Below are 25,432 nucleotides of genomic sequence, written 5' to 3'. Positions count from 1 at the left end.
CGGCGTGTCGTGACCAAACTTCTTGATCAACCCGGGCTTGGGTGTTGGAGGGATGGTGGGGGTTGGAGGCGGGGGTTAGGGTGGCCGGCTGTGATCGATTCCTCGTCGCCGATGCGGCGCAACGATGGCCCCTCCGTGCTGGGGGTCCTCGTGCGGGGCGTAGCGCTGGTGGTGGTGCTGCCGTTCCGGTTGGCCTGGGAGCTGCTGACGGCCGTCGGCAGAGGACTGTACCGCTGGGTGCTGGCCCCGATCGGCCGGTTCCTGGACCAGTGGGTGCTGCGTCCACTCGGGTGGTTGTTGCAGCGTCTGATCTGGATTCCGCTGCAATGGCTGGGCCGTGCCGCACTGTGGCTGTGGCAGACCCTGATCTGGTTGCCGCTGGTCTGGTTGTGGCACAACGCCCTGTGGCCCCCGCTGCGCTGGTGTGGGCGCGGACTGGTCTGGCTGTTCCACACCCTGCTCGTGGTGCCGTTGTACTACCTGGTGTGGGTGCCGGTGACCTGGCTGGTCCGGGTACTCACCCCGGCCCTGCGGCAGGTGGGCCGGTGGCTGGTGGTCCTGGGCGGGTACCTGGGCGCCGGGCTGTCCTGGGCCTGGTGGGCCTCCGGCCGGATCCTGTGGTGGTGCTGGGCGGTGACCCTGCGTCCACTCTGGCTGGGGGCCCGCTGGCTGTGGCGGCACCTCGTGGTGCCGGTGGGCCGGGCGATCCGCGCCGTCTGGCGATTCACCGTGGTGGCGCCGGCCCGCTGGCTGCGGACCAGAGTCCTGGAGCCGGTCGGGCGGGAGATCCGCGAGACCCTGTACGCCCTCGGCCTGCTGCGCTGAGCGGCGCTCAGAGGACCAGATTGAGCAGTACGGTCAGCACGATCGAGGCGACGACCGAAACGAGGATCATCAGAAGGCAGCCGAGGCCGCCGCCGGCGGGTCGGATCTCCGTGTTGCCGATACGCATGGGGTTCACCCGTTCTTCAGGGGGGCGAGTCGGTCATGATCGCGCTCGTCGAGCAGGGCCCGAACGACGTCGGCGACCTGGTGGGGGGCGGTGCTGGCGACGTTGTGTGCCGCGCCCGGCACCGAAACGGTACGGACCTGGGGCACCAGGGCAGCCGCCCGGTCCCGCCAGGCCCTGCCGACTCGACCGCCGCTCCACCGGTTCCTGCCGGGTCGACCGCTGCGCTGGGTCCTGCCGGGTCGACGGCTGATCCGGCGGGCTCACAGGTCGCGCAGGCGGGGGAGGAGTTCGTCCTGCGCCCACTCCAGGAACATCGGCTGGCTGTCCCCGCCGACCTGGACCAGTGCCACATGGGTGAACCCGGCGTCGACGAACTTCCGGAACGCCTCCACATGCTTGTCCACGTCCGGCCCGCAGGAGATGCCGGCCGCCACGTCCTCCTCGCGGACGCTGCGGGTGGCCGCCTCGAAGGCGTCGTTGTCCGGCAGGTCGGTGTTGACCTTCCAGCCCAGCCCGAACCAGCGGAACTGGTCGTGGGCGATCTTGCGGCACTCCGCCTCGTCCGGGCCGTAGCAGATGGCCACCTGCCCGTAGCGGGGTCGTCCGGCACCCCCGGCCTGCTCGTACATCTCCACCAGGCGGGCCTCGGGGTCGGTGGCGACCATGGCGTCGCCGTACTCGGCGGCCAGGGTGGCGGACTGTCGACCGGAGGCGGCCACCGCCATCGGCACCGGAACCTCCGGCCGGTCCCAGACGTAGGCGTCCGGCACGTCGTAGTGGTTGCCGGAGAAGGTCAGGGTCTCCCCACACAGCAGGGGCCGGATGATCTGCAACGCCTCCTCGAACATCTCGTGCCGCTGCTGCACGTGCGGCCAGGCGCCGACAACATGCTCGTTGAGGTTCTCCCCGGCACCCAGCCCCAGGGTGAAGCGTCCGTCCGAGAGCACCCCGATCGTCGAGGCCTTCTGCGCCACCACCGCAGGGTGGTAGCGGCGGATCGGGCAGGTCACGAAGGACATCAGTTCCGCGCGGGAGGTGGCGTGGGCGACGGCCCCGAGCACCGACCAGGCGTACGGGGAGTGTCCCTGTGACTCCAGCCAGGGGTAGTAGTGGTCGGACATGACGAGGTGGTCGAAACCGGCCGCCTCGGCCCGTACCGCGTAGTCGACCAGTTCCTTCGGGCCTGCCTGTTCACACATCAGGGTGTAACCGATGTTGACCATGGTGTCTCCTTCCGGGCCGGGTGGCCCGTTCCGGATACCCCGGTCCGGAACTGCCAACCCTCGCCGATGCTTGACGCTTGCCGGCCCCCTGCCTACCGTTGACCTGAACCGGTTCAGGCGCTGATCTACCGCGCACCCTGTGGTGGGGGTGCCCGCCCCCGTGACGGCTCGGTCCCGTACGCGGTCACGGGGGCGGTGCGGTTCGCGATGCGCACTGAACCGGTTGCTTTAACCCATCCATCGTCCTACGCTGATGTCTGCCTCGCCGGGCCCTGCTACGCGGCTGCCGGGCTACAGCCGCCACCCGCTACCCATTCACCCCCTGGGCACGGGGGAGAGAACTCATGCGAGGAAGACCATGAGAAAACTGTTCGCGGGCGTCGGTGCCATCCTGTTGGCCACCGTCGCCGCCGTGTTCGCCTTCGGCCCGTCAGCGCAGGCCGCCTCCGGCTTCACGGTCAGCGGCGGCAAGCTCTACGACGCCAACGGTCAAGAGTTCATCATGCGCGGGGTCAACCACGCGCACACCTGGTACACCCACCAGACCAGGTCCTTCGCCGACATCAAGGCCCTCGGCGCGAACACCGTCCGAGTGGTGCTCTCCAGCGGCGACCGGTGGACCCGCAACAGCGCCGAGGACGTGACCAACGTGATCGGGCTCTGCAAGGCCCACCGGCTGATCTGTGTGCTGGAGGTGCACGACACCACCGGCTACGGCGAGCAGAGCGGGGCGGTCAGCCTCGACCGCGCGGTCGACTACTGGCTCAGCATCGCCAGCGCCCTCAACGGCCAGGAACGGTTCGTGATCGTCAACATCGGCAACGAGCCGTACGGCAACCAGAACTACTCCTCCTGGGCCACCGACACGAGCAACGCGATCCGACGGCTGCGCGACGGGGGCCTGACCCACACCATCATGGTGGACGGCCCGAACTGGGGTCAGGACTGGTCCTTCACCATGCGGGACGCCGCCCCGACGGTGTTCAACGCCGACCCGGCCCGCAACATCGTCTTCTCCATCCACATGTACGGGGTCTTCGACACCGCCGCCGAGATCAGCGACTACCTGGGGCGGTTCCGCAGTCGACAGCTGCCGATCGTGGTCGGCGAGTTCGGCCACTACCACTCCGACGGCGACCCCGACGAGGACGCCATCCTGTCGTACACCCAGGCCAACGGGATCGGTTGGCTGGGCTGGTCGTGGAGCGGCAACGGTGGTGGGGTCGAGTACCTGGACATGGCCACGAACTTCAACCCGAACCAGCTGACCACCTGGGGCGAGCGGTTGTTCAACGGCACCAACGGCATCCGGCAGACCTCCCGGCAGGCCAGCGTCTACGACTCGCTTCCGCCGCCCACCTCGCCCCCGCCCACGACCACTCCGCCGCCCACCTCGCCGCCACCCACCTCGCCCCCGCCGAGCACCCCGCCGCCGTCGCCGGGCTCCGGCTGCACCGCCACGTACACGATCACCAACCAGTGGCAGGGCGGCTTCCAGGGTGACGTACGGGTGACCGCCGGGCCCAACGCCATCAACGGCTGGACGGTGCGGTGGATCTACACCAACGGCCAGTCCGTGACCCAGTCGTGGAACGCCACCGTCAGCACCAGCGGCTCGACGGTGACCGCCCGCAACGTCGACTACAACGGCCGGCTCGGTGCCGGCGCCAGCACCAGCTTCGGCTTCATCGGCGGCTGGGCCGGCACCAACTCCGTACCCACGGTGACCTGCACCGCCAGCTGACGACCTGGTGGCCGGGTCCGCTCGGACCCGGCCACCGGCGGCTCGTGGTCGCCCCCGGGTTGCCCTCCACACGGCAACAGGCATCCGGTGAGGGCTATAACGACATGATGGGCGCAACCCCTACCCTCGTCGTCGTCAGCGGGCCGCCTGCGGCCGGCAAGACGACACTGGCTCACCTGCTCGCCCGGCGGATCGGCTGCCCCGCGATCTGCCGGGACGAGATCAAGGAAGGCATGGTCCACGCCACCGGCGACTTCACGGCGACACTGGTCGACGACCTGAGCCTGCGGACCCTGCCCACCTTCTTCACGGTGCTTGAGGTGCTGCTGACCGCAGGGGTCACCACGGTCGCCGAGGCGGCCTTCCAGGACCGCCTCTGGCGCCCCCACCTGGAGCCGTTGAGCAGGATCGCCGACATCCGGGTGGTGCACTGCCGGGTCGCCGCGCAGACGGCCTTCGACCGCCTCCGGCGACGGCAGGCCGAGAATCCGATCCGGCGCGCCCACGCCGACGCCACCCTCGGTGACGATGAGTCCACCTACGCCGTCGGTCACCACGGCTTCCAGCCCGTCCGGCTCGAGGTACCCCGGATCGAGGTGGACACCAGCGACGGCTACCGTCCCGGACTCGACGAGATCGTCGCCTTCGTCAACGCCGGACGCTGAACACGGCGTGCGCTTTGCTGTGTTTTCAGCGACCTCACAGCGGCATTCGATAGGGTGCCCGCGTCAGCGTCCGCTCCTGAAAAGGGAGACCGGGCACCAGACCCCAGCGGGAGTACCGATGGTCTTCAAGAAGATGTTGAGCGCGCTCGGGGTGGGCGGTCCCAGTGTGGACACCGTCCTGGCCAATCCGCATACCCGGCCAGGGCAGCCCCTCGACGGCCAGGTCAACCTGATCGGCGGGGATGCCCCGGCGAACATCGAGCACCTCGCCGTGGGGCTGGTCACCCGGGTCGAGATCGAGAGCGGCGACAGTGAGTACGCCGGGGTCATGGAGTTCCACCGGCACCCGATCAGCGGCTCCTTCCAACTGGCCCCCAAGCAGCAGCTGTCCATCCCCTTCCAGCTGGTGGTGCCCTGGGAGACCCCCATCACGGACGTGTACGGCCAGCGGCTGCGCGGCATGACGATGGGGCTGCGTACCGAACTGTCCATCGCGCGGGCGGTCGACAAGGGCGACCTCGACCAGGTAAGCGTGCACCCCCTGCCGGTGCACGAGCGCATCCTGGAGGCCTTCCTCCAGCTCGGTTTCCGGTTCAAGTCCGCCGACCTGGAGCGGGGTCGCATCCACGGCGTACAGCAGACCCTGCCGTTCTACCAGGAGATCGAGTTCTTCGCCGCTCCGCAGTACGCGCAGACCATCAACGAGCTTGAGCTGACCTTCGTGACCAACCCGCACGGTGTCGACGTGGTGTTGGAGTGCGACAAGCGCGGCGGTTTCCTCAACCCCGGCCACGACGTCTTCGGGCGCTACCAGGTCTCGCACGCCGAGGCCGAGCGCTCGGACTGGGTGCAGGTGGTCGACGGCTGGCTGGGCGAGACGGTCGGCCGGTACGGCAGCATGCGGGCTCAGAACTTCGGCCCCCCCGGGTACGGCGCCCCGCAGGGTTACGGTCAGCAGCCGGGCTACGGCGGCGCGCCCGGATACCCGCCGGGCTACCCCCCGCAGGGAGTGCCGCCGCAGGGGTACCCGCCGCAGGGCTACCCGGCCCCGCACGCCGCCCAGGGCTACCCCCAGCAGGGGTACGGCGCCCCGCAGGGCTACGGTGCTCCCCCCGGATACGGCCCGCCCAACAAGTACGGCCACCCGCAGCAGCACCGCAGTGGCCCCGGCATGGGCGGCATCGTGGCCGGCGCGGCCCTCGGCGCCATGGGTGGCATGGTGGCCGGTCACATGATCGGCAACGCCCTCGAGGGTGGCGAGGAGGAAATCGCCGAGGCCGCCGGTGACTTCGGTGGCGACGACTTCGGCGGCTTCGAAGAGTTCTAGGAGCCGATGCTCCGTGACAACAGACGGTGGCCCTCCGGGAAGATCCCGGAGGGCCACCGCTTCTAGGGTCGACGTGCTGTGCGGGCATGTCGCCCGTCAACGGCCTCGGCTCCGTTCCTTGGCCGAACGCTTCTGACTACCGGCCTTGGCCAGACCACGGCTACCCAGGTAGCCCAGGGTCAGCAGGGTGATGAAGAACCACGCCTGGCTGGGGTTGTTCAGGTTCAGGCCGTTGGCGGTCGTGCCGCGCCAGAAGGCGGAGATCACGACAAGGGTCACCGCCGCCGCGTAGATCCAGAATTCCGTCGTCAGGAACGCCTGCTTGGTCTCCGTACCCGGCGACGGCTGCGGCTCCCGATGGCCGTCGTACGCCGGCATCGGCCGGGTGGGTGCCTCGTGCATGGCCTGACGGCTCTGTACGTCCTGCGCCGGACGGTTCATCGGCCTGGTGGATGCAGCCTGCGTGCTCATCTGTCCTCCTCAGGATGCGATGAGTCCTGCGATCCCTCGCCCCGCTACCGCGTGTCGGCCACGGCACGGTTCGCGTACTGGCGGGGGCACCAGGGGTCTACCCGGCCCCTCACCGGCAGTAACCCCGGATCCTCCAGCCGGACCCGGCCCAGCGTGCCCCGCAACCCCTACCGCTCCACTTTGGTGAAATGTCCGAGTTCTTTGACGGTGCGGCCGTCCCTGCCGCCCGATTCGTCCGTACCCCGGCCGAACTTGTCCTGCACCCCTGGGCGGGGTTAGTCCAGCACCCCTGCCGAGTCAGCGGGCGGGACGGGGTTTGTCCGCCCGGCCATCGGGCACCCAGCGAGTTCGACGCGTTAGCGAGGTGATGAATCATGCGTGAGGACGACCTGCGACAGGACGCCGCCCGCCGGGCCGAGGAGCGACTCACCGCCGATGTGTACGGCGAGGGTGCCCTGGACGAGGTGACGGTGCCGCCTACCGATGTGAACAGCGCCATCCAGCGCGACGACCCGGACGACCCGGCGAAGGTACCGGTCGACCCGAACGTGCTGCGCGACGGTGGCCCCACCCGCGGACAGGGCGCGATCACCACCACCGGAGGCACCGCCGGCCCGGCCAGCGCGCGCCGGGTGGCCCGCCAACCGGAGCGGCACCGCGGCAAGGTGGCCCCAACCACGACAGGTGACGCCACCACCGGCGGCCTGAGCACCCCAAACGGCGGCCCCACCAGCGACCAGTCCACCCCCTCCACCCAAACCACCAACCTCACCTAACCACCCACCCACCCACCCACCCCCACCGGGTCCCACCGGGTCCCCACCCACCCGCCTATAGGCGTTGATCATGAGGTTGGCGGCACCCTGGAGATCGACTACTGCCGTCAACCTCATGATCAACGGGGCGAAACTCAGGGGGTGGGGGTGAGGGTGGTTAGGTGTTGGGTGGCTCGGGTCAGGGCTACGTAGAGGTCGCTGGGGCCTCTTGGGGATTCGGCGACGATCTGGTCGGGGTCGACCACGATGACGGAGTCGAACTCCAGGCCCTTGGCCTCGGCGACGGTCAGGATGACCACCCGGGACTCCAGGTCGGGTTGTTCGCCGATGGCGGCCTCGGGGAGGGCGGCGGTCACCACGGTGCCGAGTTCCTCGACCCGGGTGGCCGGCACGATCACTCCCAGTCGACCATCCGTGAGGGCGGCGGCCTCGGCCGTGACCACCTCGACCAACTCCGCCGCCAGCCGGTCCGCCGGGGTCCGGCGGGACACCGGGGTACGACCGCTGGAGCGGACCGCGCGGGGTGGTCGCAGCGCCGGATCGATCTGGGCCAGCACGTTTGCGGCGACCGCCATGATCTCGGCCGGGGTGCGGTAGCTGACGGTCAACTCCGTCAGCCGCCACCGGTCGGCCACGTAGGGTTCCAGCGCCTGCGCCCAGGAGGGGGTACCGGCCAGGGCGCCGGTCTGCGCCACGTCACCGACGATGGTCATCGACCGGCTGGGGCAACGGCGCATCAGCAGCCGCCAGGCCATCGGCGAGAGTTCCTGCGCCTCATCGACGATCACATGACCGAAGGCCCAGGAGCGATCGGCCGCCGCCCGTTGGGCGGTGGTCAGCCGGTCGGCCTCCTCCTGACGTTCCAGCAACTGGTCGGCGTCGAGCAGGTCGGTGACGCCGAGGATCTCGCCGCCTTCGGCCTCGTCCTCCACGTCGATCGAGCGGGAACCCCGGGCGATCTCCAGAACCCCCTCGGCGTACTCGCGTTGCAGGGCGCGCAGCCGCTCCCGGCGGGCGCTGGCGGCCCGGTCGTCCTCGCCGAGCAGCTCCGCGGCCTCGTCCAGCAGCGGCACATCGGCCGGGGTCCACCCGCCCGGTTCCCGGTGCAGGGCGGCCCGCTCGTCCGCAGTGAGCATCGGCGCGGCGGTGGCGATCCGGTCGGGGTCGGCGTACAGGTCGGCGAGCAGACGCTGCGGGGTGAGCACCGGCCACAACTCGTCCAGGGTGGCCCGTACCTCGGGCTCCTCGCGCAACTCCCGACGGAGCTCGGCGAGATCCGCCTCCTCCAGCAGGTTCTCCCCGCCGAGGGGGTCGGCGCCGATGCGCTCGGCGACCTGGTCGGCAAGCGCGTGGATGATCTCGATGTCGAACACCGCGCGGGCCAGATTGTGCGGCCGACCACTGCGGCGGGCCCGATCCCGGGCCTCCCGCACGGTCGCCGGGTCCAGCACCAGGATCTCCCGCTGCGGCAGCTCGATCTCCAGCGGCTCCTCGGGCACCCGCTGCCGGTCGCGTACCGCGTTGGTCAGGACCTCGACCATCACCGGCCGGCCCTTCACCGCGGCCGTGGTGGGCGGCTCCACCCGCCGCGCGTACACCCCGGGAAAAAGATCAGCCTGGGTACGCAGCAGCACCCCGGTCTCGGCCAGGGCGGGCAGCACCTGGGAGATGTAGCGCAGGAAGGTGAGGTTCGGCCCGACCAGCAGGACGCCCCGGGTCGACAGCTCCCGCCGGTGGGTGTAGAGCAGGTACGCCGCCCGGTGCAGGGCCACCGCGGTCTTGCCGGTGCCGGGGCCACCCTGCACCACCATCACCCCGGGCAGGTCGGCACGGATGATCCGGTCCTGCTCGGCCTGGATGGTCTCGACGATGTCGCGCATCCGCCCGGTGCGGCCCGCGTTCAACGCCGCCAGCAGGGAGGCCTCGCCGGTCAACTCCTCGTGGGCGGTGGGGGAGGCGGTGTTCAGGTCGAGCACCTCGTCGTTGAGGCCGATCACCTTGCGCTGCCGGGTACGCAGATGCCGGCGGCGCCGGATGCCCTGCGGGTTGGCGGCGGTGGCCAGGTAGAAGGCGCGGGCCGCCGGGGCGCGCCAGTCCATCAGCAGCGGATCGTAATCACCCTCGGTGTCGAAGATGCCGATCCGCCCGATGTAATGGCGCTCACCCTCGTCGGTGTCCAGCCGACCGAAACACAGACCGTTCTCCACGGCCGAGAACTGCTCGACCTGATCGGCGTACATGCGCACCGCGCTGTCGCGTTGAGAACGGGCCTGCAAGGTGCCGCCGGTCACCCGCAGTTCCTCGGTCAGCCGCTGCGACGCCTGCTCCCGCAGGTCGTCCAGGCGCTGGTAGAGCATCGAGACGTACTCCTGCTCGCGGCCGATCTCGTCGTCGGACGGCGAACCGTCGGAGTGCCTTGACAATCCGTCTCCCAATTGATTAGTCTCCGAGGTAAGAACGGCTTTTTCGGCCGTTCTTTTTTGTTGCCCCAACGGGTAAAGATACCTCCCCGCAGGCCGCCGGAACCAGCCGCCGGCCCGCCGCCGCATGGGCCTACCGGGGCTGGCTGGTGACTGTCAGCCACGCTTCGTGCAGACCTGTTCCGAGCGGGCCACCACCTCGGTGGACCAGACCACAGCGACGGTGAAGCAGTAGTCCAGGCTGCGGTTCAGCCCGTAGACGACGAAGCTGTCCGTGCCGGCGGGCAGATCGGCGAAGGGGCTGGGCGGCTGCCCGGCCCGGCCCCCGGAGACGATCACCGGCCCCTCGCTGCCGGCCGGGTACTCCCAGCTCAAGGTCACGTTGTCCCGGTTGTCGCGCAGGGTTAGCCCGGTGGGCGGGGCCCCGGGGGAAGCGGAGGCCTCCGGCGGTGTCGGCGTGGTGGCCGGCGCACTGCCGACCGTGCCGCTCGGGGCCGGCGCACCGGGTTCGCCGCCGCCGACCTGGGACACCCCGGCGATGACGGCGGCCGCGCCGAGCAGCACCACGACCACCCCGGCCGCGACGATCGGCACCATCCGGCGGGACCGATCGGGGGCGGGGGTGGGGGCGCTCCGGGGCACCGGCACCGGGAGCAACCGCGAGGGCGGCCCGGACCGTGGCGGCTCGTCCACCCGGCGAAGCCGATAGACCCCGGGGGCCTGCGGCGCCGGCCCGGTAAGGCCCACCACACTCGGCGGCACCGAGGTGGTCCGCTCGGGATACGGCTCCGGAGATGTGGCCCGGTGGGGATCCGAGGATTCAGCCTCATAGGGATCCGTGGGCACGGCCCGGTAGGGGTCCGGGGATGCAGCCTGATAGGGATCCGGGGACGCGGCCTGGTAGGGGTCCGGGTTGGTCGGGGGGCCCGGGTAGGGATCCGGTTCGGGTTGCTCGGGGGGCGCTGTCCACCAGTCGTGCGGGGGGCCGGCCGGGCCGTCGGCGGGCCGGCGGGGGGTGGGGACCGGGGAGGCTGCCCCGGGCGGGTGGTAGCCGTGACTGGGGTGGTACCCCTCGGCGGGGTGCTGCTCCTCGCCCTGGTGTGGGCTGAGCGGATCAGAGGCCGCCGACCATCCGGACTCACCGGTGGCCGGGTCCTCGGTCGGCCAGGTGGGGGTCGGGTCGGTGCTGCCCGGCGAATCACCCCATGGTGCCGGTGGGGCGTCGCCCGGGGGTGGGACCCGGGCGGCCGGTACGACCGGGTCCTGAGTGCTCACCGGCGGGTTGTCGGCGCAGACGTGATCCGGGTTGGCGGCGGCTCGGGCCAGGGCCGCCACCTGGGCGGTCAGCGGGTCGTCCGGGGCCAGGTGCCGGCGGCTGAATTCGCGGGCCAGGGCGAGGTTGTCGTGGGCCTCCGTGAACTGCCCACAGTCGCGTTGCATCGCACCGAGCCGGGCCAGCATCTTGATGCCGCTGGGGTGGCCGTCGCCGTACACCTCGCGGTGCAGTTCCCAGGCGTCCTGGAGGCGGTCGCGGGCGACCTGGCACTGGCCTCGGGCGTACTCCACCGTGGCCAGGTCGGCGTGGGCGGCCAGCACCCGCAGTGACTCGGGACCGTCCGCCGCGGTCAGTTCGATGATGACGTCCTGGTACAGCCGGGCGGCCCGGGACCAGCTGCCGACCCGGTGCAGCACCGCCGCCAGGGTCGCGGCGGCAGCCACCGTACGCGGGTCGGAACGGCCGTGCAGAGCGGTGCTGGCGGCGTACGCGAAGGCTGCCCAGCCCCGCGCCGAGTGCGGCTCGCCGAGGGCGACCAGGACCCGGGCGTGCAGGCCGGCCGCCTCGGCCAGCTCGGGTGTCGCGTTGGCCGGGCGCGGGTCGGCGCCGGACAACGCGTCGGCGAGCAGCCGTTGGGCACCGACGAGATCGCCGGCGGAAACCAGGTCATGAGCCTGATCAGTCAGTTCACCGAAGCCGGAAGGCACGCCCCATCGTGCTCATTCGACGACGTTATGTACAAGTCCCGCGCCTTGGCGGTTCGGTCAGGATCCGGTCACGCCCCGACTCAGGTGATCGTTGAGCGCCTCGCTGATCCGGCGTAGTTGATCCACCTGAGCTGGGCTGAGGGCGTCGAACAGGTGTCGGCGTACCCCTTCGACGTGGCCGGGGGCGGCGGCGGCCAGGGTGGCGAAACCCTCGTCGGTGAGCCGGGCGATCTGTCCCCGTCGGTCGGTCGGGCAGTCCTCCCGGCGGACCCATCCGGCGGCTTCCAGCCGGGTCACGGCGTGGGACAGCCGGCTGCGGGAGGAGCCGGTGGCGTCGGCCAGTTCGCTCATCCGCAGTCGACGCTCGGGGGCCTCGGAGAGACGGACCAGGATCTCGTAGTAGGCGTGGGGGATCCCGGCGTCGCGTTGCAGTTCGCGGTCGAGGGTGTCCATCAGGGCCCGGGAGGCGGCCAGGAACCCCCGCCAGGTGCGCTGCTCGTCCGGATTCAGCCAGCGGGTCATGACGACCATCATACTCCCGGGTAGTTGAACGTTCAACCAAAACGGGCTAGCGTCGGTGACATGGGAATTCACCGTCTCAACCACGCCGTGCTCTACGTCAGCGACCTTGACCGCAGCGTCACCTTCTACCGGGAGGTGCTGGGCTTCCGGCTGGTCCCGATGACCCCGAAGGGCTTCAGCGGTGCCGCCTTCCTCCAGGCGCCCGGCTCCACCAACGACCACGACCTGGGCCTGTTCGCCATCGGCGCCCGGGCCGGGGCCTCGACCGCTGGGCGCGCCACCGTCGGGCTCTACCACCTGGCCTGGGAGGTGGACACCCTCGACGAACTGGCCGACACCGCCCGGCGACTGAGCGCGGCGGACGCCCTGGTCGGCACCTCCGACCATGGCACCACCAAGAGCCTGTACGGCCGCGACCCGGACGGACTGGAGTTCGAGGTGGTCTGGCTGGTGCCGGCCGACCGGCTGGACGCCGCCGCCCTGGCCGCCCGGACCCGCATCGGTCGGCTGGACCTGTCGGCCGAGATCGCCCGCTACGGCGGCGGCACCCGGGGCGGGGTCGGGATCTCCATCCCCGCCTGAGGTGTTGCTCCCGCCCTGGCCACCGAGCTTCCAGGGCGGTGGGGTAGAACGGGAGGGTGGTGGGTCTGCGGGTCTGGGAGCGGTATCTGGGTGGGTGGCTGACCGGGGCCCTGGGGCGGGCCCGGCGGGCCACCATCGCGATCGGGTACGCCGGTGACGATGCCGGGCCGGCCGAGACCGCCCTGCGGGTGCTCGGCGAGCACGCCCACCGGCTGGGCGGTTGCCGGCTCTCCGTGCTGGTGCTGGCCGACGGCACCGAGGACCTGCCGGCCCGCCTGGGTGCCGTCGAGGCCAAGCTGCCGCCGCAGGTGGCGGTGCACCTGATGCCCGGTGCGCCCAGCCAGTTGCCGGTGGCGCTGCGGGCGGCCGGTGCCGCCGGTGCCCCGGTGCTGTCCTACCTGGCCGCACCGGGTCCGGTGGACCCGGTGGCGCTCACCGCCTCGGCCGGTGGGCGGCCCGCCGAGGTGCTGGTGCTCTCCGGTGCGGACACTCCCGTGCGGCCGGCCCTGGCCGATGCCGGGTTTCCGCTGGCGAGCGAGGTGGAGTGGGCCGAGGGCGGCGGGCGGATCGCGTTCGGCACCGGCTCGGACCGCAACCTGGAGACCTTCAAGGAGGCCCTGTGGGCCGTCGGTGCCGCTCTCCGGGACCCGCAGGGCCTGCCCCTGCGGACCGACCAACCGGTGGAGACCGCGCCGCTGGGCGGTGCACTGCTGGCCGAGTTGACCCGGCACGGTCCGCGTACGGTCACCGAACTGCGCCGGTACGCCGTCACCGCCACGGCCTACCGGGCGGTGGACGCGGTCCGGGCGCTGACCGGGCTGCTCGACTCGGGGCAGGTGAGCCGGGACCCGCAGCAGGGCCGCCTCGGTGGTGACGTACTGATCACCGCAGGCTGACCAACCGGCGGGCCGATCGGCTCCGCTGGACACGCGAGTGGGGCGCCGGTGAACTCCGGCGCCCCACTTTCGACTGCGAGAACTCTCACGCCCGGGACTTGTCCTGTTTCCACGACAGCGGGCCGGGTAGGTCAACCCTGTGCGCCTTGGCCCGCGAGTTCCACGACCAGCGTCCGAGCTTGATGCTCCAGGACGAGAATCCGTTCTGGGTGAAGTTCAGGATCAGCGGCCCGAACTTCTTGCGCTTGCGGAACATCAGACCCATGACGGGCCTCCCTTCGTCACGTCCCCTGCGCGCTCGAAGATGCCCGTAACGCCGACTCGGCAAACGCCGCTGATCTCCATTGGAGGCCGTCGCCTCACCACAACCCGAATATCCCATTTATCAGATGGGTTATGCGGATCAGTAGATACTGGTTGGATCGGTGTTGTGCGGAGCCAGCGGCATCTGTCTCACATTTTGAAGGTGCCGGGGGTTCGCTCGACCCCGCGCACCGGAGAGGACTTGCCATGCAGCACCCCGTACCTCTGCGCGAAAGCCACCCCACCCTGCCGATCCGCGACCTGGACGGCGGTGTGACCACCGTCGGGCGGGACCGGGTGGACCAGCTGCGACCGGTGGACCAGGAGCTGTTCGACACCCTGCGGCACCGGCAGGCCGCCATGGTCACCGTGGTCACCGCAGTGGCCCGCAACACCCGGTCGGCCGGCCTGCGGGAGCCGCTGCGCGCCGGATTCACCGCGACCAGCTTCACCACCGTGTCCGTACGCCCACCGCGGGTGTCGTTCTGCTACGACACCACCACCCCGGTCGCCGCCGTGCTGGACCGGGCCGAGCACGTGGGGGTGCACCTGCTGGCCGCCAACCAGACCGAAGCCGCGACCGTCTTCGGCACCGGCGGGGTCGACCCCTTCGCCGCGTACCCCTATTGGGAGTCCGGCCCCTTCGGGCTGCCGCTGCTGACCGGGGTACCGGGCCGGATGCTCTGTCGGGTGGAGCACCGGATCCCCACCGGCGACCAGACGCTGGTCATCGCCGAGCCGCTGGCGCTCTCCGTCGGCGTCGACGGTGACCCCCTGCTGCACCATCGCGGCAGCCCCGCCACGGCGACACCCCTCTGACCGGCGGCCGCCGGGGCGTGGATCAGCGCGGCTCCCAGGCGTCCGGTTGGGTGGTCAGCCGCCGCACATGAGCCGGCAGCCGCCCGCTGATCACATCCGCCAGACTGACCTCGTCGACCACCCGCCGCAGCGCGGCCCGTACCGCCACCCAGAAGCCCGGCAGGTGCTGCGCCACCCCCTCGTAGCTGGTCTCCTCCGGACGCATACCCCGGACACCGGCCAGCGGGCCCTCCACCGCCCGCAGCACCGCGCCGACGGTCACCTCCCGGGGTGGCCGGGCCAGGGCGTAGCCGCCCTCCGCCCCCCGCTGGGCCCGGACGATGCCGGACCGACGCAGGTCCGCCAGCACCGCCTCCAGGAACTTTCGCGGCATGTCCTGCTCCGCGGAGATGGTCTGAGTGGACAGCAGGGCCGGGTACGCGGCCGCCAGGCTCAGCGCCGCCCGTACCGCGTAGTCGCCACGCGCGGAGATCTGCACCCTGCCATCATGCCCAATCCACGCCGACCGCAGGGCCGTCGGGCCCAGTCGATCCTGGCTGTCACCCCTGGTGGATGTCGGTCTGGGTGTCGACCGGGGAACGGGGACGGATCACCGGGCCCGGCCCGGGACGGTCGCGGGCGGCCCGGAAGGAACCGGGGCTGACCCCTACCTCGCGGGTGAAGAACCGGCCGAAGTTGGTCGCCTCGCTGAAACCGAGTTGCCGACCGATCTGGGCGATCGGTTCGTCCGTGGCGGCCAGCAACCGGCTGGCCTGGAGGGCCACCCGCTCGTCGACGACCTGTTTCGCGCTGCGGCCGGTCACCGCCAGACAGGCCCGGGTCAGCGTACGCACCGAGCAGCCGAGCCGGTCGGCGTAGTCCTCGACCCGGCGACTGTGCTGGAAGCCCAGCTCGACCTCCCGGCAGAACCGACGGAAGGTGACCTCCTCCGGACGCGACTCCGGCCGGCGACCGTCCGAGGGCAGCATGGTCAACCGCAGCAGCAGCACGGTCAGTTGGTGACGCAGCAGACTGCGGCCGGCCGGAGTGTCCCGGTGCCGTCGAGAGTCCACCGTCAACTGAGTCACCTCGTTGATGACGGCGTCCTCGTCCTCACCGGCCAACTGGAACCAGGCCGGCCCCTCGTCCAGGGCCACCTCCAGCCCGCGCAACGCCTCCGGATGCCAGCGCACCACGGTGGCGTCCAACTCGGGCAGCGCACACCGCAGCACCTGCCCGGGGCGTACCCGCAGCAGGGTGCCGGGCCGGCAGGGCAGGGGGCGGAAATCGACCTCGGTGTACCCGTGGCCGCTGGTGGTCAGCACGATCAGCTCCCGGTCGAGCAGGATCGGTCGCCGCCACCGTGGGTCGGGCGCCAGACTGCCCAGGGTGATCGTTTCGATCTCGCCGGTGGGGTCGAACGGGGCGGGGGAGAGGTGATCGGAAGGGACCATCACCAGCGACGTTAGCCCGCGCGTCGGCGGTATGCATCTTCTCCGGCCGGTGCGTCCGCATTCTCCTGCGGGTTGTCGGGGCCGGGCCGGGCGGCTAAGTTTCCGATCGGTAGCGATCCGACCGTGTTGATGTCCGCGCGGTCCGGGTCGCCAGGCCGACTCGCGAGAGGATTCCCATGACCGCGCTGTTCTCGGTTGACGGCAAGACGGTCCTGGTCACCGGCGGATCGCGGGGGATCGGGCTGATGATCGCCCGAGGCTTCGTCGAGGCCGGGGCGGAGGTCATCATCTCCTCCCGCAAGGCGGAGGTGTGCCGGGCGGTGGCCGAGGAGCTGTCCGCCCACGGCAGGTGTACGGCGATCCCCGCCGACCTGAGCAACGACGAGGGAGCGCAGGCCCTGGCCGAGGCGGTACGCCAGCGGGTCGACCGACTCGACGTGCTGGTCAACAACGCCGGAGCGACCTGGGGCGCACCACTGGAGGAGTACCCGCAGAGCGCCTTCGACAAGCTCTGGGCGGTCAACGTCAAGGCCGTTTTCCGGCTGACCACCGCACTGCTGCCGGCCCTGCGGGCCGCCGCCACGGACGACGACCCGGCCCGTGTGATCAACATCGGCTCGATCGACGGTCTGCGGGTGCCCTCGATGGAGGTGTACGCCTACTCGGCCACCAAAGCCGCGGTCCACATGTTGACCCGCAGCCTGGCCCACCAGTTGGCCGAGGAACGGATCACCGTCAACGCGATCGCCCCCGGCCCCTTCGAGAGCAAGATGATGGCCTTCGCCCTGGAGGACCCGGGATCGCGGGCCGCCATCGAGGCGCAGGTGCCACTGGGACGAATCGGTCGACCGGAGGACATGGCGGGCACCGCGATCTACCTGGCCTCCCGGGCCGGCGCCTACCTGACCGGTGCGGTGATCCCGGTCGACGGGGGTATCACCAGCCACGGCTGAGGGGCTACCCGGGTCGCGTGGGTGAAGGCGGGAGGCTGTCCGCGTACCGCCGGACATGCCAGGGCCGCGCGGACCCGGAAGGTCAGCGCGGCCCTTGCGGTGATCGTGGTCAGCGTCCGGCGAGCAGCCGGTTGACCGCCGTGTCGACATCCAGGTGCTCGGCCTCCCGGCCGCGCGGAACGACGACATAGGTACGCCGCAGGAACCGCACCAGTACGCTGCGCGGCACCTCGAACAGGGCGTTGCCGTCCGGCGACGACAGCGCCAGCGCGACGAAGTCGCCGCGCGGGGTGGCCCAGGGCCAGACCCGGACATCCCCGATGCCGGCCGGTTCGTCCAGGCCGGTGACCAGCAACTCGCGGGCGAACGACCAACTCACCGCCTCGCCACCGGCCGATTCGGCATGGAACAGGACATGGACCGCATACGGGTCAGCAGGGTCGTAGCGCAGACTGGCACGCACCGGCAAGGCGGTGGCGTCAGGCGCGACTAGCCTTAGCGACGTCTCGACCTCAACGGTCGTCGGTCGGATGACACTCATGGACGTTCTCCCCCCGGCACCGCGTGCGGAACGCGCGTGTCCCGCTTTTCCCATACTCAGCCGCTACTCCTGGCTACGCTCCGCCATACGCTGACTTCACCCAGTGGTGGGAAGGGGGTCGGAAAGGCCACGAGAATGTGAAAATTCATCTAGGATTTCCGGTTCTGCCCAGTGCGTAGATCCCGCCCGGCATCGGGTGGTTCAGTCGTCGACTTACTCCGGTAACGTCCAGTCGGCCGTTGCAGTGACGGGCCCGCGCGACACTGGGGTGAGGAAATGGTCGTTGAGCGATCCTCAGTGGATCCCTCGGCGCGGCGGATCCGTCGAACGTCGCGGTCCGCGAGACGAACAGCGGGGGTACGGGGTGCCGAAAATGCAGGGGGGCCAGCGCGGCCGGCCGACAGCCGAGCGTGAGCCGACAGCCAATGATCGGACCGGTCGTAACGCGGGGCGCTACGCCAACGGGCCTGGTCCCGCCCGGCGGGGTGACTCTGACCTCAGGCAGGATGACCGGGGGCCGGCGGGCCGGGCCGCGAGCAGTGAGGGGAGGGGCGTCACCGTGTCGGAACGACGTGACCCACCCCGCTGGCGGCGCCGGGTCTCCACCACCCTCGCGCTGATCCGAGCCAACCCCACCGGCCGACTGGCCCTGCGGATCATCGTCGCGGTCCTCGGCGCCCTCGTCGTCGCCGTCGGAGTCATGCTCATCCCGCTACCCGGCCCCGGCTGGCTGATCGTGATCGCCGGCCTCGGCATCTGGGCCGTCGAGTTCCACTGGGCCAAACGACTGCTCGCCTTCACCCGCCGCCACGTCCACGGCTGGGCCAACTGGGTGAAACGCCAGTCACTGCCCGTACGCGCCGCCCTCGGTGCGGTCGGCCTGCTCTTCGTCGCCGGGGTGGCCCTGATCTCGATCAAGCTGAGCCTGGACATCGACGTGATCGCCCAGGTCCTGCACTACTTCGCGACCCACTGACCCCGGGTTCGCGGTCCGGTCGCGCGATCGGGTAGAGTCATGCGCGCTGAGGGCGATTAGCTCAGCGGGAGAGCGCTTCGTTCACACCGAAGAGGTCACTGGTTCGATCCCAGTATCGCCCACGCAAAAAGAGGCCCCGATCACATTGTTGATCGGGGCCTCTTGTCATTCTTGATAGGTGCGGCTGGGCGCGGGCCGGCCGTCAACCTGTCGGCGGGCGTACCGGCCCAGGGGTGTGAGGAGCCGAGTCGTGGTGCGGAGGTACGAACCGCTGACGGTGGCGCGGTTGGGTGCTCTGCTCGCCGACGCTGATGAGACGCGACGCTGGCGGCTGGTGGCAGAGTTCCTTGAGGAGTACCGCTGGGAGCCATCGGAGAGCCGTGCCGCCCTGTTGCAGCAGGAGCCATTGACCACTGGCGACGAACACTGGGACGTGTTCTTGGCGGCGTTGACGGAACACCTGGCGGCCAAGGACGGGCGTGGGGCACCGGCATGGGTCGAGACACGCTCACTGCGGCGATTCTGGTTTCCTTTCAACACTCGTGCTGCTCGGGTTGACGCGGTGGTCCATGCCCCGGCGGCGTTCCGTCGTCGTGGCGTGTTCGTGTCAGCGCAGGAGCTCAACGTCGCATGAGCGCCGAGGACCCACTGCTGGACCGCGCGGCGATCGAGGCTGCCTTCCGTCGACTCGGAGAACGGTTGCACCGACGTGGCGTGGTGGCTGATCTCTACATCTTCGGCGGAGCAGCCATGGCCTTGGCCTACGACGCACCCGGAGGCGTTTGGCCTCCTGGATGAGGACGACTGATCCGAGCGCCGCTGCCCAGCTGTCGACAGCAACAGGCGCGGACCCAGCGACCCAGTAAGGACCGACGCCGGACAGTGACCCGAGGCCAGGGACGCCGCCGGGCGCTGCCGGACCGAGCGCCCAGAACTTACAGCAAGGGGTCGATGTGGTCCTTGGCCCGGGGTGTGCCGAAGGTCGGAAGCGCTCGCCTGGCGGTTGCGGCATCAGCCGTCGTGGTGGGGGCGCGTCGGTGCGGTGGGCGGGGGTACCGTCGACAGTGGTGGTCCGCTGCCCAGACCGCTACCTGGGAGACGATGATGAGCGATTCCTCGACCTTCGGTGCGCGCCTGCGGATGTATCGCGAGCGTGCGGGGAAGACTCGGCCCGTTCTCGGCGGGCTGGTCGGGCGTAGCGCGGAGTGGGTCAAGGCGTTGGAGAATGGCCGGCTACTGCCGCCCCGTCTGCCCATGTTGCTGCGGCTGGCCGAGGTGCTCGACATCTCGGATCTTGCGGATCTGACTGGCGATCAGTCGTTGCCGGTGGCGTCGGTGACCCGGGCGGGGCATTCCGAGATCGGCAAGGTGGCTGCGGTGATGCAGCGGGCATCGGTGCCGGTGGGCGCGGTGACGCCGGTTGTCGTGATGCGTGATCTGGTGGATCAGGCGTGGGCCTTGTGGCATCGGTCGACGACCGAGCGTACGGCGGTGGCAGCGGTGCTTCCCGGGTTGCTGACGGATGCGCAGCGGAGTGCCCGGATGCTCGATGGCGGGGATCGTCGACTGGCGTTGGTGGAGTTGGCGCGGGTGTATCACCTGGTGCAGTTGTACCTGGCGCACCAGCCGCTGCCGGAGTTGGTGTGGCTGGCTGCCGACCGGGCGATGTCGGCTGCCCAGGACGCCGACGACCCGGCGGCGATGGCGGTGGCGGCCTGGTACTACGCGCACGTCTATCGGGGTGTGAACCAGGTCGACGCCGCCGAGCAGGTGCTGGTCGAGGCTGCGGGTCTGGTTGACCCGGCGGCGGGTGGTGAGCAGTTGGCGCGATGGGGTCAGGTGCAACTCGGTATCGCGCTGGGGCACAGCAAGGCCGGCCGGGCCGGTCGGGCCTGGCGTGCGTGGGATGGTGCCGACTCGGCCGCGAGACGACTCGGCGGTGGGTACGCCCATCCATGGCTGATGTTCGGACCGGCGGCGTGTGCGGCGTACGCGGTCACCATCGAGACGGACCTGTGCCGCACGGGTGAGGCGGTGCGGCGGGCCGACGCCACCGACTTTCGGGCGTTGCCCTCGCAGACCCGCCGGGCTGCCGCGCTGATCGATGCCGCTCGGGCGCACATGCTGGACCGTGGGGAGGTCGCGGCGGTGCACCTGCTCGGCCGGGCACTGCGGGAGAGCGTCGACACGGTGCGACACAACCCGTACGCCCGCACTGTCGCCCTGGAACTGTCGAACCGGCCGGGCACGGTCGGTGAGGATGCCCGAGAGTTGGCCCTCGCCATCGGCATGATCGGGTAACTCTCCCTGAGGTACAAACTCTCCCTGCCACAGCCAGTGACCACTCGTAGCGTTCCCGTCACTGGCGGCGGCGAGCATGTGCCTGCTTGATACCCGATAGAGCCGGACTGAACTTCGTCGCCGCCTCCTGTTGCTCGATCGAGGGGGCGAGTCTGTGGCGACCTGGTCTGAACTGTGCGCGTTGATGCGGTGGCTGTTCTGGCGGCCTCAGCCGCCGCCACCGCCCGGGACTGGGCAGCGGTACCAGGACGTTGAGCAGGCGGCGGCGCAACGGCGGCTGCTCGACCACGCGCGGCAACTACGGCGGTGCCAGGGCCACCACGAATCGGCAGCTCAGCTCAGCCCACGCCGATCGGAGGGCCTCCGGTGACCCGACGCGTGGCCAACTCGTCCGGGCGGTCATCTCTGAGCGGCCGGCGCGTCTCCTACGACGAGTACCTGTCGGCTACCGCGTTGACCTTTGCCCGTCGGCATCGGCCAGTCTGGTGTTGGCGGCGGTGGCGGTGGACCTGTCGATGTGGGTCCGAACTGCCCTGCCGTGCCCGGCACCGGATTCCGATCAATCGCGGGCACTGGCCTGGGGAGGGTGAGCAGTGACCGGCGGGCCGGAACGGACGATCCTCGCCGTACACGTTCGTGGGCTCGACGGCATGTGTGCTGGTTGCCGGGTGTGGTGGTCGCGGCTGGTGCCGTACCCGTGTTGGCAGGTGGAATGGGCGACCAGTCGGCAGGCTCGCGCGAGCGTGGCCCGGTTTCTGGGTGGTCTGCGGTGACCAGCCACGGCCCGGTCCTGCCGATCTGGAGCTGCGGTGGCTGCGACCTGCCCTGGCCATGCCCGACCCGGCGGCGGGAACTACGCGCGGAGTACGCGGGCGCTCCGGTGTCGCTGGCCCTCTATCTCGGCGTCTGTCTCGTCCAAGCCGCCGAGGACATGCCCTGGGCACCGGCCGGCGTGCTGCACCGTCGCTTCGTCGGCTGGGCCAGGCAGCCGCCGGAAGTACAGCAGCGAAGTACAGCAACCGTGCCGGTCGAACCAGGCCGGAAGGGGCGTCACCAGGCCGGATGACCTCGCATCAAGCCCGATCCGACCGGTCTGCGAGAGTTCACACCGAAGAGGTCACTGGTTCGATCCCAGGATCGCCGACAATCAAAATGTCCGGTGGCTGGTGGTGTGCCGAGCGGGCGGGCTCGACGTGAGGTCGAGCCCGCCCGGGTTCGGTCCGGTTCTCCTGTGTTGGGCCTAGCCCGCCAGCCTGTCGTCCTGGCTGCCGGCGAACAGTGGATCAGCGATGGTCATCGTGCGACGAGGTTGAATCGCTGGTTGGTGCCGCCGTGGCAGTCGTAGAGCTGAACCTGTGCTCCGTTGGCGGTGCTCCAGGCGTCCAGGCAGCGTCCGGACTGGACGTTGCTGATGGTGCCGTTGGAGTTGACGTTCCATTGCTGGTTGCCTTGGCCGTGGCAGGCGTAGATCTGGACGGCGGCGCCGTTGCCGGAGCCTGCTGCGTCGAGGCACATGGTGCCGTACACCCGTAGTTGTTTGTCTGAGGTGTAGGTCCAGGCCTGGTTGGTCTGTCCGTGGCAGTCGTAGAGCTGTACCCGGGTGCCGTTGTTCTGGGAGGCGTTGGGTACGTCGATGCATCGACCCGACTGGGTGCCGACGATCTGGCTGGCGGAGCCGGAGGGCGGAGGTGTGGTCGGCGGCGGGCTGGTCGGCGGCGGAGTGGTCGGCGGGGGAGTGGTCGGCGGCGGAGTGTCGTCCGGCGCCACCGCCCGGCCGGTGCTCGGTGAGATCATGCCCGTACAGAGGTTGCGGCTGCTCAGGTTTGCCATGATCTGCGGAATCGCGTTGCGGGTGTTCTGAATGCCGTCGTGCATCAGGATCACCTGGCCGTCCTGGAGACGGCTGGCGGCGGAGACGATCTGGCTGACGCTGGCACCGTTCCAGTCCTGGGAGTCGACGTCCCAGATCACCTGGCGCAGGCCGAGCGACGCGGCGACCGACTGGAGGGTCGAGTTGGTCTGCCCGTACGGCGGGCGGAACAACTGCGGCCGGACGCCGGTCGCTGACTGGATCGCTGCGTTGGTCTGGGAGAGGTCCGACTGCATCTGGCTCTGGTTCATCGAGGTCATGTACGAGTGGTTCCAACTGTGGTTGGCCACCCACATGCCCGCGTCGACCTGGGCCCGCGCGGCGGACGGGTTGCTCTGCACGGTCTGTCCGACATTGAACATGGTCGCCCGTGCGCCGTTCGCGCGAAGCACGGACAGCAGTGCGCTGGTACTGCTGTTCGGCCCGTCATCGAAGGTGAGGGCGACGTACCCGTTGCAGACGGCGGCGCTGGACGGGGTGGCGGCGACCGCGAGACCGGTGGCACTCAGCGCCACGGTGGAGGCGAGCGCGGCCAACCGGAAGGTGAGACGCGATTTTCGGGGGGCGGACGGGCGGCGGGAGCCGCCGATACTTTCGTACATGCGCAGGTCCTCCTTGGGGCGGATGGCACCTGACGACGCATGGTTTTAATCGACAGGAGCTGATGCCATCGCGTTCGGAAGTATTGCAACGGCGTTTCGAACACGTCAATAGCTTCCGGAAGTTCTCCGGAACTTCCGGAAAGGTCGGCTGATCGGCCGCGACCGCCCAGTGCTGGCACGCGTACGGCGGCGTCGGCGCGGCCCTGCACGTGGGGCTGGCTGAGCACGGTCTCTACGAGATCCGGGGCGGGCTCACAGCGTCGCGTCAGGGGTGTGTCGTTTTCCGAGCCGGTAAGTCATAGCCGCCGCAGGGTGGCTCCGTCCTGCCAGCGGTAGAGGTCGCGCAGCAGGGAGATCTCGGCACCGTGATGGATCAGCTCCCTGTTGACGTGCAGGATTCGGTTCGCCATGGGGAACCGCTCGGGACCCACCGTGGGTGGATTGTCCAGGTCGGCGTCCGAGAGGACGCGGACTCCCGCGTTCCATCTTTCGTACATCTCATCGAGTTGTTTCAGCGCCTCGTCGGCGGTCCCCGCGTAGGCGAATGTCTCGGAGTCGACGTCCTGGCCGCCGAAGTACCATCCGACCCGATAGCCCAGACACGAGACGATGATGTGCGCCAGCCGCCAGGCGATCGTGGTCACTGGCGCCGGCACCGGGCCAGGGAACACGTAATCCATCGTCCATTCCCCCGCACCTTCGGACAACGGTGCGGCCGAGGTATCCCGTGGGCGGATACTCCAGCAGCCGGGCACCGGCTCCCAGAAGTACTCTGTCAAGCCCCGGGTTTGATGGACAGTTGGTTAGCTGGTTTTCAGGGGTGCGGTGACCGGGTGGGTCATCGCGTGTAGGGCCTCGTGTTCGGCGGGTGGGACGTGTCCGAGTTCGCCGTGCAGCCGGCGGTTGTTGTACCAGTCGATGTACTCGACGGTGGCCATCTCCAGGTCGTCGAGTCCACGCCACGGACCTCGGTTGCGGACGAGTTCGGCCTTGTAGAGCGAGTTGAATGCCTCGGCCATCGCGTTGTCGTACGAGTCGCCCCGGGAGCCGACCGAGGCGACAGCGCCGGCCTCGGCGAGGCGCTGGCTGTAGCGGATCGCTCGATATTGGACTCCGCGGTCCGAGTGATGCACGAGTCCGCCCAGGTCAGCGCCCTGATGTTCGCGGCGCCAGATCGCCATCTTCAACGCGTCGAGGGCCAGGTCGGTGTAGAGGTTCGTCGACACCTGCCAGCCGACGATCATGCGGGAGTACACGTCGAGGACGAACGCGGCGTACACCCAGCCGACGCTGGTGCGCACGTAGGTCAGGTCGGCGACCCACAGCTGGTTCGGCCGCAGTGCGGTGAAGTCTCGTTTGACCAGGTCAGAGGGTCGGCTGGTCTCGGCTGCGGGCCGGGTCGTACGCGGCGCTTTGTCGCGCAGCAGCCCGCGCAGCCCGGACTCGCGCATCAGCCGCTCGACGGTGCAGCGGGCCACTCGCACACCGCGCCGACGCAGCTCGTGCCAGATCTTGCGAGCGCCGTAGACGCCGTAGTTCTCCGCGTGGACCTGCTCGATCACCGCGGTCAACTCCTCGTCGCGCCTTGACCGGGCCGAGGCAGGGCGGGTCTTAGCGGCGTAGTAGGTCGACGGTGCGATCTGTGCCGGCGTGTCTTCGAGCGCCTGCAGGACCGGCTGGACACCGTATTCGGCCTTCTGGGAGTCGACGAAGTCGACCTTCATCGCGACGGACGGTCCAGCTCCGCCGCGAAGAAACTCGCCGCGGACTTCAGGATCTGGTTGGCCCGCCGCAGCTCACGCACCTCCCGTTCCAAAGCAGCGAGGCGTTCCGCGTCGCTGCTGGTGGTGCCCGGACGGTCACCGGCGTCAGTCTCGGCCTTCTTCACCCACGTCCGCAACGCCTCCGGATGAATCCCGAGCTGACCGGCGATCCGCCGGATCGCCCCTATCGCGCTGGCCGGGTCCCGGCGAGCCTCGACCGCCAACCGCGTCGCACGCTCACGCAGCTCATCGTTGTACTTCTTCGGTGCGGGCATCGCTGATGTTCCTCCCAGATTTCGATGTCTCCATC

The 25,432-nt window shown here is 70.0% G+C and carries 25 protein-coding genes, 1 tRNA gene and 2 pseudogenes; 15 read left to right on the top strand and 13 right to left on the bottom strand.

Annotated elements, in window-relative coordinates:
* Nucleotides 1–90 precede the first annotated feature (90 nt).
* Nucleotides 91–825, top strand: a complete 735-nt coding sequence (locus tag OIE53_RS13965; protein WP_327021995.1) for a hypothetical protein — start codon at nucleotides 91–93, stop codon at nucleotides 823–825.
* Nucleotides 826–957: 132 nt separating this feature from the next.
* Here OIE53_RS13965 and OIE53_RS13960 read toward each other — a convergent pair whose 3' ends face one another.
* Both OIE53_RS13960 and OIE53_RS13955 read right to left on the bottom strand, forming a co-directional pair.
* Nucleotides 958–1,098: a hypothetical protein gene (locus OIE53_RS13960; RefSeq protein ID WP_327021994.1), complete on the bottom strand. Its 141-nt coding sequence runs from the start codon at nucleotides 1,096–1,098 to the stop codon at nucleotides 958–960.
* 114 nt (nucleotides 1,099–1,212) lie between these two features.
* Nucleotides 1,213–2,175 (bottom strand): TIGR03557 family F420-dependent LLM class oxidoreductase, encoded by a 963-nt coding sequence (locus OIE53_RS13955; protein ID WP_327021993.1) that lies wholly within the window; start codon nucleotides 2,173–2,175, stop codon nucleotides 1,213–1,215.
* 358 nt (nucleotides 2,176–2,533) lie between these two features.
* Here OIE53_RS13955 and OIE53_RS13950 point away from each other — a divergent pair, with 358 nt between their 5' ends.
* The 3 genes from OIE53_RS13950 (at nucleotide 2,534) to OIE53_RS13940 (ending at nucleotide 5,911) form a co-directional block, all read left to right on the top strand.
* Nucleotides 2,534–3,919 carry a cellulase family glycosylhydrolase gene (locus OIE53_RS13950; protein WP_327021992.1) on the top strand — a complete coding sequence of 462 codons (1,386 nt, stop codon included), beginning with the start codon at nucleotides 2,534–2,536 and terminating at the stop codon, nucleotides 3,917–3,919.
* A gap of 107 nt (nucleotides 3,920–4,026) precedes the next feature.
* The gene (locus OIE53_RS13945) at nucleotides 4,027–4,584 is read left to right on the top strand and encodes an AAA family ATPase (protein WP_327021991.1); all 558 of its coding nucleotides are present in this window, start codon (nucleotides 4,027–4,029) and stop codon (nucleotides 4,582–4,584) included.
* A 118-nt stretch (nucleotides 4,585–4,702) separates the two neighbouring features.
* Complete coding sequence (locus OIE53_RS13940) at nucleotides 4,703–5,911, top strand: sporulation protein (protein WP_327021990.1); 1,209 nt, start codon at nucleotides 4,703–4,705, stop codon at nucleotides 5,909–5,911.
* A gap of 96 nt (nucleotides 5,912–6,007) precedes the next feature.
* Here OIE53_RS13940 and OIE53_RS13935 read toward each other — a convergent pair whose 3' ends face one another.
* Nucleotides 6,008–6,313, bottom strand: coding sequence for a hypothetical protein (locus OIE53_RS13935; RefSeq protein WP_327027188.1), 306 nt, complete (start codon nucleotides 6,311–6,313; stop codon nucleotides 6,008–6,010).
* Between the two features lie 443 nt (nucleotides 6,314–6,756).
* Here OIE53_RS13935 and OIE53_RS13930 point away from each other — a divergent pair, with 443 nt between their 5' ends.
* The gene (locus OIE53_RS13930) at nucleotides 6,757–7,158 is read left to right on the top strand and encodes a hypothetical protein (protein ID WP_327021989.1); all 402 of its coding nucleotides are present in this window, start codon (nucleotides 6,757–6,759) and stop codon (nucleotides 7,156–7,158) included.
* A gap of 134 nt (nucleotides 7,159–7,292) precedes the next feature.
* Here OIE53_RS13930 and OIE53_RS13925 read toward each other — a convergent pair whose 3' ends face one another.
* From OIE53_RS13925 to OIE53_RS13915, 3 genes are all read right to left on the bottom strand, one after another.
* Nucleotides 7,293–9,515 (bottom strand): HelD family protein, encoded by a 2,223-nt coding sequence (locus OIE53_RS13925; protein ID WP_327027187.1) that lies wholly within the window; start codon nucleotides 9,513–9,515, stop codon nucleotides 7,293–7,295.
* A 219-nt stretch (nucleotides 9,516–9,734) separates the two neighbouring features.
* Nucleotides 9,735–11,561 (bottom strand): tetratricopeptide repeat protein, encoded by a 1,827-nt coding sequence (locus OIE53_RS13920; protein ID WP_327021988.1) that lies wholly within the window; start codon nucleotides 11,559–11,561, stop codon nucleotides 9,735–9,737.
* A 57-nt stretch (nucleotides 11,562–11,618) separates the two neighbouring features.
* Nucleotides 11,619–12,092: a MarR family winged helix-turn-helix transcriptional regulator gene (locus tag OIE53_RS13915; RefSeq protein WP_327021987.1), complete on the bottom strand. Its 474-nt coding sequence runs from the start codon at nucleotides 12,090–12,092 to the stop codon at nucleotides 11,619–11,621.
* 51 nt (nucleotides 12,093–12,143) lie between these two features.
* Between OIE53_RS13915 and OIE53_RS13910 the strand changes: the two genes are divergently transcribed.
* Nucleotides 12,144–12,665, top strand: a complete 522-nt coding sequence (locus OIE53_RS13910; RefSeq protein WP_327021986.1) for a VOC family protein — start codon at nucleotides 12,144–12,146, stop codon at nucleotides 12,663–12,665.
* A gap of 56 nt (nucleotides 12,666–12,721) precedes the next feature.
* Complete coding sequence (locus OIE53_RS13905) at nucleotides 12,722–13,561, top strand: hypothetical protein (protein ID WP_327021985.1); 840 nt, start codon at nucleotides 12,722–12,724, stop codon at nucleotides 13,559–13,561.
* Nucleotides 13,562–13,646: 85 nt separating this feature from the next.
* Here OIE53_RS13905 and OIE53_RS13900 read toward each other — a convergent pair whose 3' ends face one another.
* Nucleotides 13,647–13,826 (bottom strand): DUF4236 domain-containing protein, encoded by a 180-nt coding sequence (locus OIE53_RS13900; protein ID WP_327021984.1) that lies wholly within the window; start codon nucleotides 13,824–13,826, stop codon nucleotides 13,647–13,649.
* A gap of 245 nt (nucleotides 13,827–14,071) precedes the next feature.
* On the opposite strand from OIE53_RS13900, the gene OIE53_RS13895 reads away from it, so the two are divergent.
* A complete protein-coding gene (locus OIE53_RS13895; protein ID WP_327021983.1) occupies nucleotides 14,072–14,683 on the top strand; it encodes a flavin reductase family protein in 612 nt (203 codons plus the stop codon).
* 22 nt (nucleotides 14,684–14,705) lie between these two features.
* Here the strand turns inward: OIE53_RS13895 and OIE53_RS13890 are convergent, their stop codons facing one another.
* Both OIE53_RS13890 and OIE53_RS13885 read right to left on the bottom strand, forming a co-directional pair.
* Nucleotides 14,706–15,161: an RrF2 family transcriptional regulator gene (locus OIE53_RS13890; RefSeq protein ID WP_327021982.1), complete on the bottom strand. Its 456-nt coding sequence runs from the start codon at nucleotides 15,159–15,161 to the stop codon at nucleotides 14,706–14,708.
* Nucleotides 15,162–15,222: 61 nt separating this feature from the next.
* Entirely contained in the window at nucleotides 15,223–16,116 is an 894-nt protein-coding gene (locus OIE53_RS13885) for a helix-turn-helix transcriptional regulator (protein WP_327021981.1), read from the bottom strand.
* 176 nt (nucleotides 16,117–16,292) lie between these two features.
* On the opposite strand from OIE53_RS13885, the gene OIE53_RS13880 reads away from it, so the two are divergent.
* On the top strand, nucleotides 16,293–17,069 hold the full coding sequence (locus OIE53_RS13880; RefSeq protein ID WP_327021980.1) for a glucose 1-dehydrogenase: 777 nt from the start codon (nucleotides 16,293–16,295) through the stop codon (nucleotides 17,067–17,069).
* A gap of 109 nt (nucleotides 17,070–17,178) precedes the next feature.
* On the opposite strand, the gene OIE53_RS13875 is transcribed toward OIE53_RS13880, so the two are convergent.
* Complete coding sequence (locus OIE53_RS13875) at nucleotides 17,179–17,610, bottom strand: SsgA family sporulation/cell division regulator (protein ID WP_007457244.1); 432 nt, start codon at nucleotides 17,608–17,610, stop codon at nucleotides 17,179–17,181.
* Between the two features lie 373 nt (nucleotides 17,611–17,983).
* Between OIE53_RS13875 and OIE53_RS13870 the strand changes: the two genes are divergently transcribed.
* The 6 genes and pseudogenes from OIE53_RS13870 to OIE53_RS13845 all read left to right on the top strand — a co-directional run bounded on the left by OIE53_RS13870 (nucleotide 17,984) and on the right by OIE53_RS13845 (nucleotide 21,953).
* Nucleotides 17,984–18,586 carry a TIGR02611 family protein gene (locus OIE53_RS13870; RefSeq protein WP_442791339.1) on the top strand — a complete coding sequence of 201 codons (603 nt, stop codon included), beginning with the start codon at nucleotides 17,984–17,986 and terminating at the stop codon, nucleotides 18,584–18,586.
* Between the two features lie 50 nt (nucleotides 18,587–18,636).
* A tRNA-Val gene (locus tag OIE53_RS13865) sits at nucleotides 18,637–18,708 on the top strand.
* 128 nt (nucleotides 18,709–18,836) lie between these two features.
* The gene (locus OIE53_RS13860; RefSeq protein WP_327021978.1) at nucleotides 18,837–19,220 is read left to right on the top strand and encodes a hypothetical protein; all 384 of its coding nucleotides are present in this window, start codon (nucleotides 18,837–18,839) and stop codon (nucleotides 19,218–19,220) included.
* A 467-nt stretch (nucleotides 19,221–19,687) separates the two neighbouring features.
* A complete protein-coding gene (locus OIE53_RS13855; protein WP_327021977.1) occupies nucleotides 19,688–20,887 on the top strand; it encodes a helix-turn-helix domain-containing protein in 1,200 nt (399 codons plus the stop codon).
* Between the two features lie 401 nt (nucleotides 20,888–21,288).
* Nucleotides 21,289–21,660: pseudogene (locus OIE53_RS13850) on the top strand (hypothetical protein).
* The gene (locus tag OIE53_RS13845) at nucleotides 21,657–21,953 is read left to right on the top strand and encodes a hypothetical protein (RefSeq protein WP_327021976.1); all 297 of its coding nucleotides are present in this window, start codon (nucleotides 21,657–21,659) and stop codon (nucleotides 21,951–21,953) included. Before OIE53_RS13850 ends, OIE53_RS13845 begins: the two are co-directional and overlap by 4 nt.
* 227 nt (nucleotides 21,954–22,180) lie before the next feature.
* Here OIE53_RS13845 and OIE53_RS13840 read toward each other — a convergent pair whose 3' ends face one another.
* The 3 genes and pseudogenes from OIE53_RS13840 to OIE53_RS13830 form a co-directional block, all read right to left on the bottom strand.
* Nucleotides 22,181–23,359 (bottom strand): polysaccharide deacetylase family protein, encoded by a 1,179-nt coding sequence (locus OIE53_RS13840; RefSeq protein WP_327021975.1) that lies wholly within the window; start codon nucleotides 23,357–23,359, stop codon nucleotides 22,181–22,183.
* 296 nt (nucleotides 23,360–23,655) lie between these two features.
* A pseudogene (locus OIE53_RS13835) lies at nucleotides 23,656–24,141 on the bottom strand (DinB family protein); the annotation flags it as partial.
* A gap of 21 nt (nucleotides 24,142–24,162) precedes the next feature.
* Nucleotides 24,163–25,397, bottom strand: a protein-coding gene (locus tag OIE53_RS13830) for an IS3 family transposase (RefSeq protein ID WP_327021974.1) whose coding sequence is annotated in 2 segments (ribosomal slippage) — nucleotides 24,163–25,118 and nucleotides 25,118–25,397 — 1,236 coding nt in all. Because the reading frame shifts where the segments join, the coding sequence is not laid out codon by codon here.
* Between the last annotated feature and the right edge of the window lie 35 nt (nucleotides 25,398–25,432).

This window comes from Micromonospora sp. NBC_01739, assembly GCF_035920385.1.
Lineage (GTDB): Bacteria > Actinomycetota > Actinomycetes > Mycobacteriales > Micromonosporaceae > Micromonospora.
Note: the sequence above shows the minus strand (reverse complement) of the source record. Positions and strands in the feature narration are given on the sequence as shown.

Coding starts and splice junctions, on each gene's coding strand:
- OIE53_RS13880 (WP_327021980.1), top strand. CDS start 16,293: ATGACCGCGCTGTTCTCGGTTGACGGCAAGACGGTCCTGGTCACCGGC.
- OIE53_RS13935 (WP_327027188.1), bottom strand. CDS start 6,313: ATGCACGAGGCACCCACCCGGCCGATGCCGGCGTACGACGGCCATCGG.
- OIE53_RS13925 (WP_327027187.1), bottom strand. CDS start 9,515: ATGCTCTACCAGCGCCTGGACGACCTGCGGGAGCAGGCGTCGCAGCGG.
- OIE53_RS13950 (WP_327021992.1), top strand. CDS start 2,534: ATGAGAAAACTGTTCGCGGGCGTCGGTGCCATCCTGTTGGCCACCGTC.
- OIE53_RS13915 (WP_327021987.1), bottom strand. CDS start 12,092: ATGGTCGTCATGACCCGCTGGCTGAATCCGGACGAGCAGCGCACCTGG.
- OIE53_RS13875 (WP_007457244.1), bottom strand. CDS start 17,610: ATGAGTGTCATCCGACCGACGACCGTTGAGGTCGAGACGTCGCTAAGG.
- OIE53_RS13930 (WP_327021989.1), top strand. CDS start 6,757: ATGCGTGAGGACGACCTGCGACAGGACGCCGCCCGCCGGGCCGAGGAG.
- OIE53_RS13855 (WP_327021977.1), top strand. CDS start 19,688: ATGATGAGCGATTCCTCGACCTTCGGTGCGCGCCTGCGGATGTATCGC.
- OIE53_RS13940 (WP_327021990.1), top strand. CDS start 4,703: ATGGTCTTCAAGAAGATGTTGAGCGCGCTCGGGGTGGGCGGTCCCAGT.
- OIE53_RS13945 (WP_327021991.1), top strand. CDS start 4,027: ATGGGCGCAACCCCTACCCTCGTCGTCGTCAGCGGGCCGCCTGCGGCC.
- OIE53_RS13955 (WP_327021993.1), bottom strand. CDS start 2,175: ATGGTCAACATCGGTTACACCCTGATGTGTGAACAGGCAGGCCCGAAG.
- OIE53_RS13870 (WP_442791339.1), top strand. CDS start 17,984: ATGCAGGGGGGCCAGCGCGGCCGGCCGACAGCCGAGCGTGAGCCGACA.
- OIE53_RS13885 (WP_327021981.1), bottom strand. CDS start 16,116: ATGGTCCCTTCCGATCACCTCTCCCCCGCCCCGTTCGACCCCACCGGC.
- OIE53_RS13910 (WP_327021986.1), top strand. CDS start 12,144: ATGGGAATTCACCGTCTCAACCACGCCGTGCTCTACGTCAGCGACCTT.
- OIE53_RS13840 (WP_327021975.1), bottom strand. CDS start 23,359: ATGTACGAAAGTATCGGCGGCTCCCGCCGCCCGTCCGCCCCCCGAAAA.
- OIE53_RS13895 (WP_327021983.1), top strand. CDS start 14,072: ATGCAGCACCCCGTACCTCTGCGCGAAAGCCACCCCACCCTGCCGATC.
- OIE53_RS13900 (WP_327021984.1), bottom strand. CDS start 13,826: ATGGGTCTGATGTTCCGCAAGCGCAAGAAGTTCGGGCCGCTGATCCTG.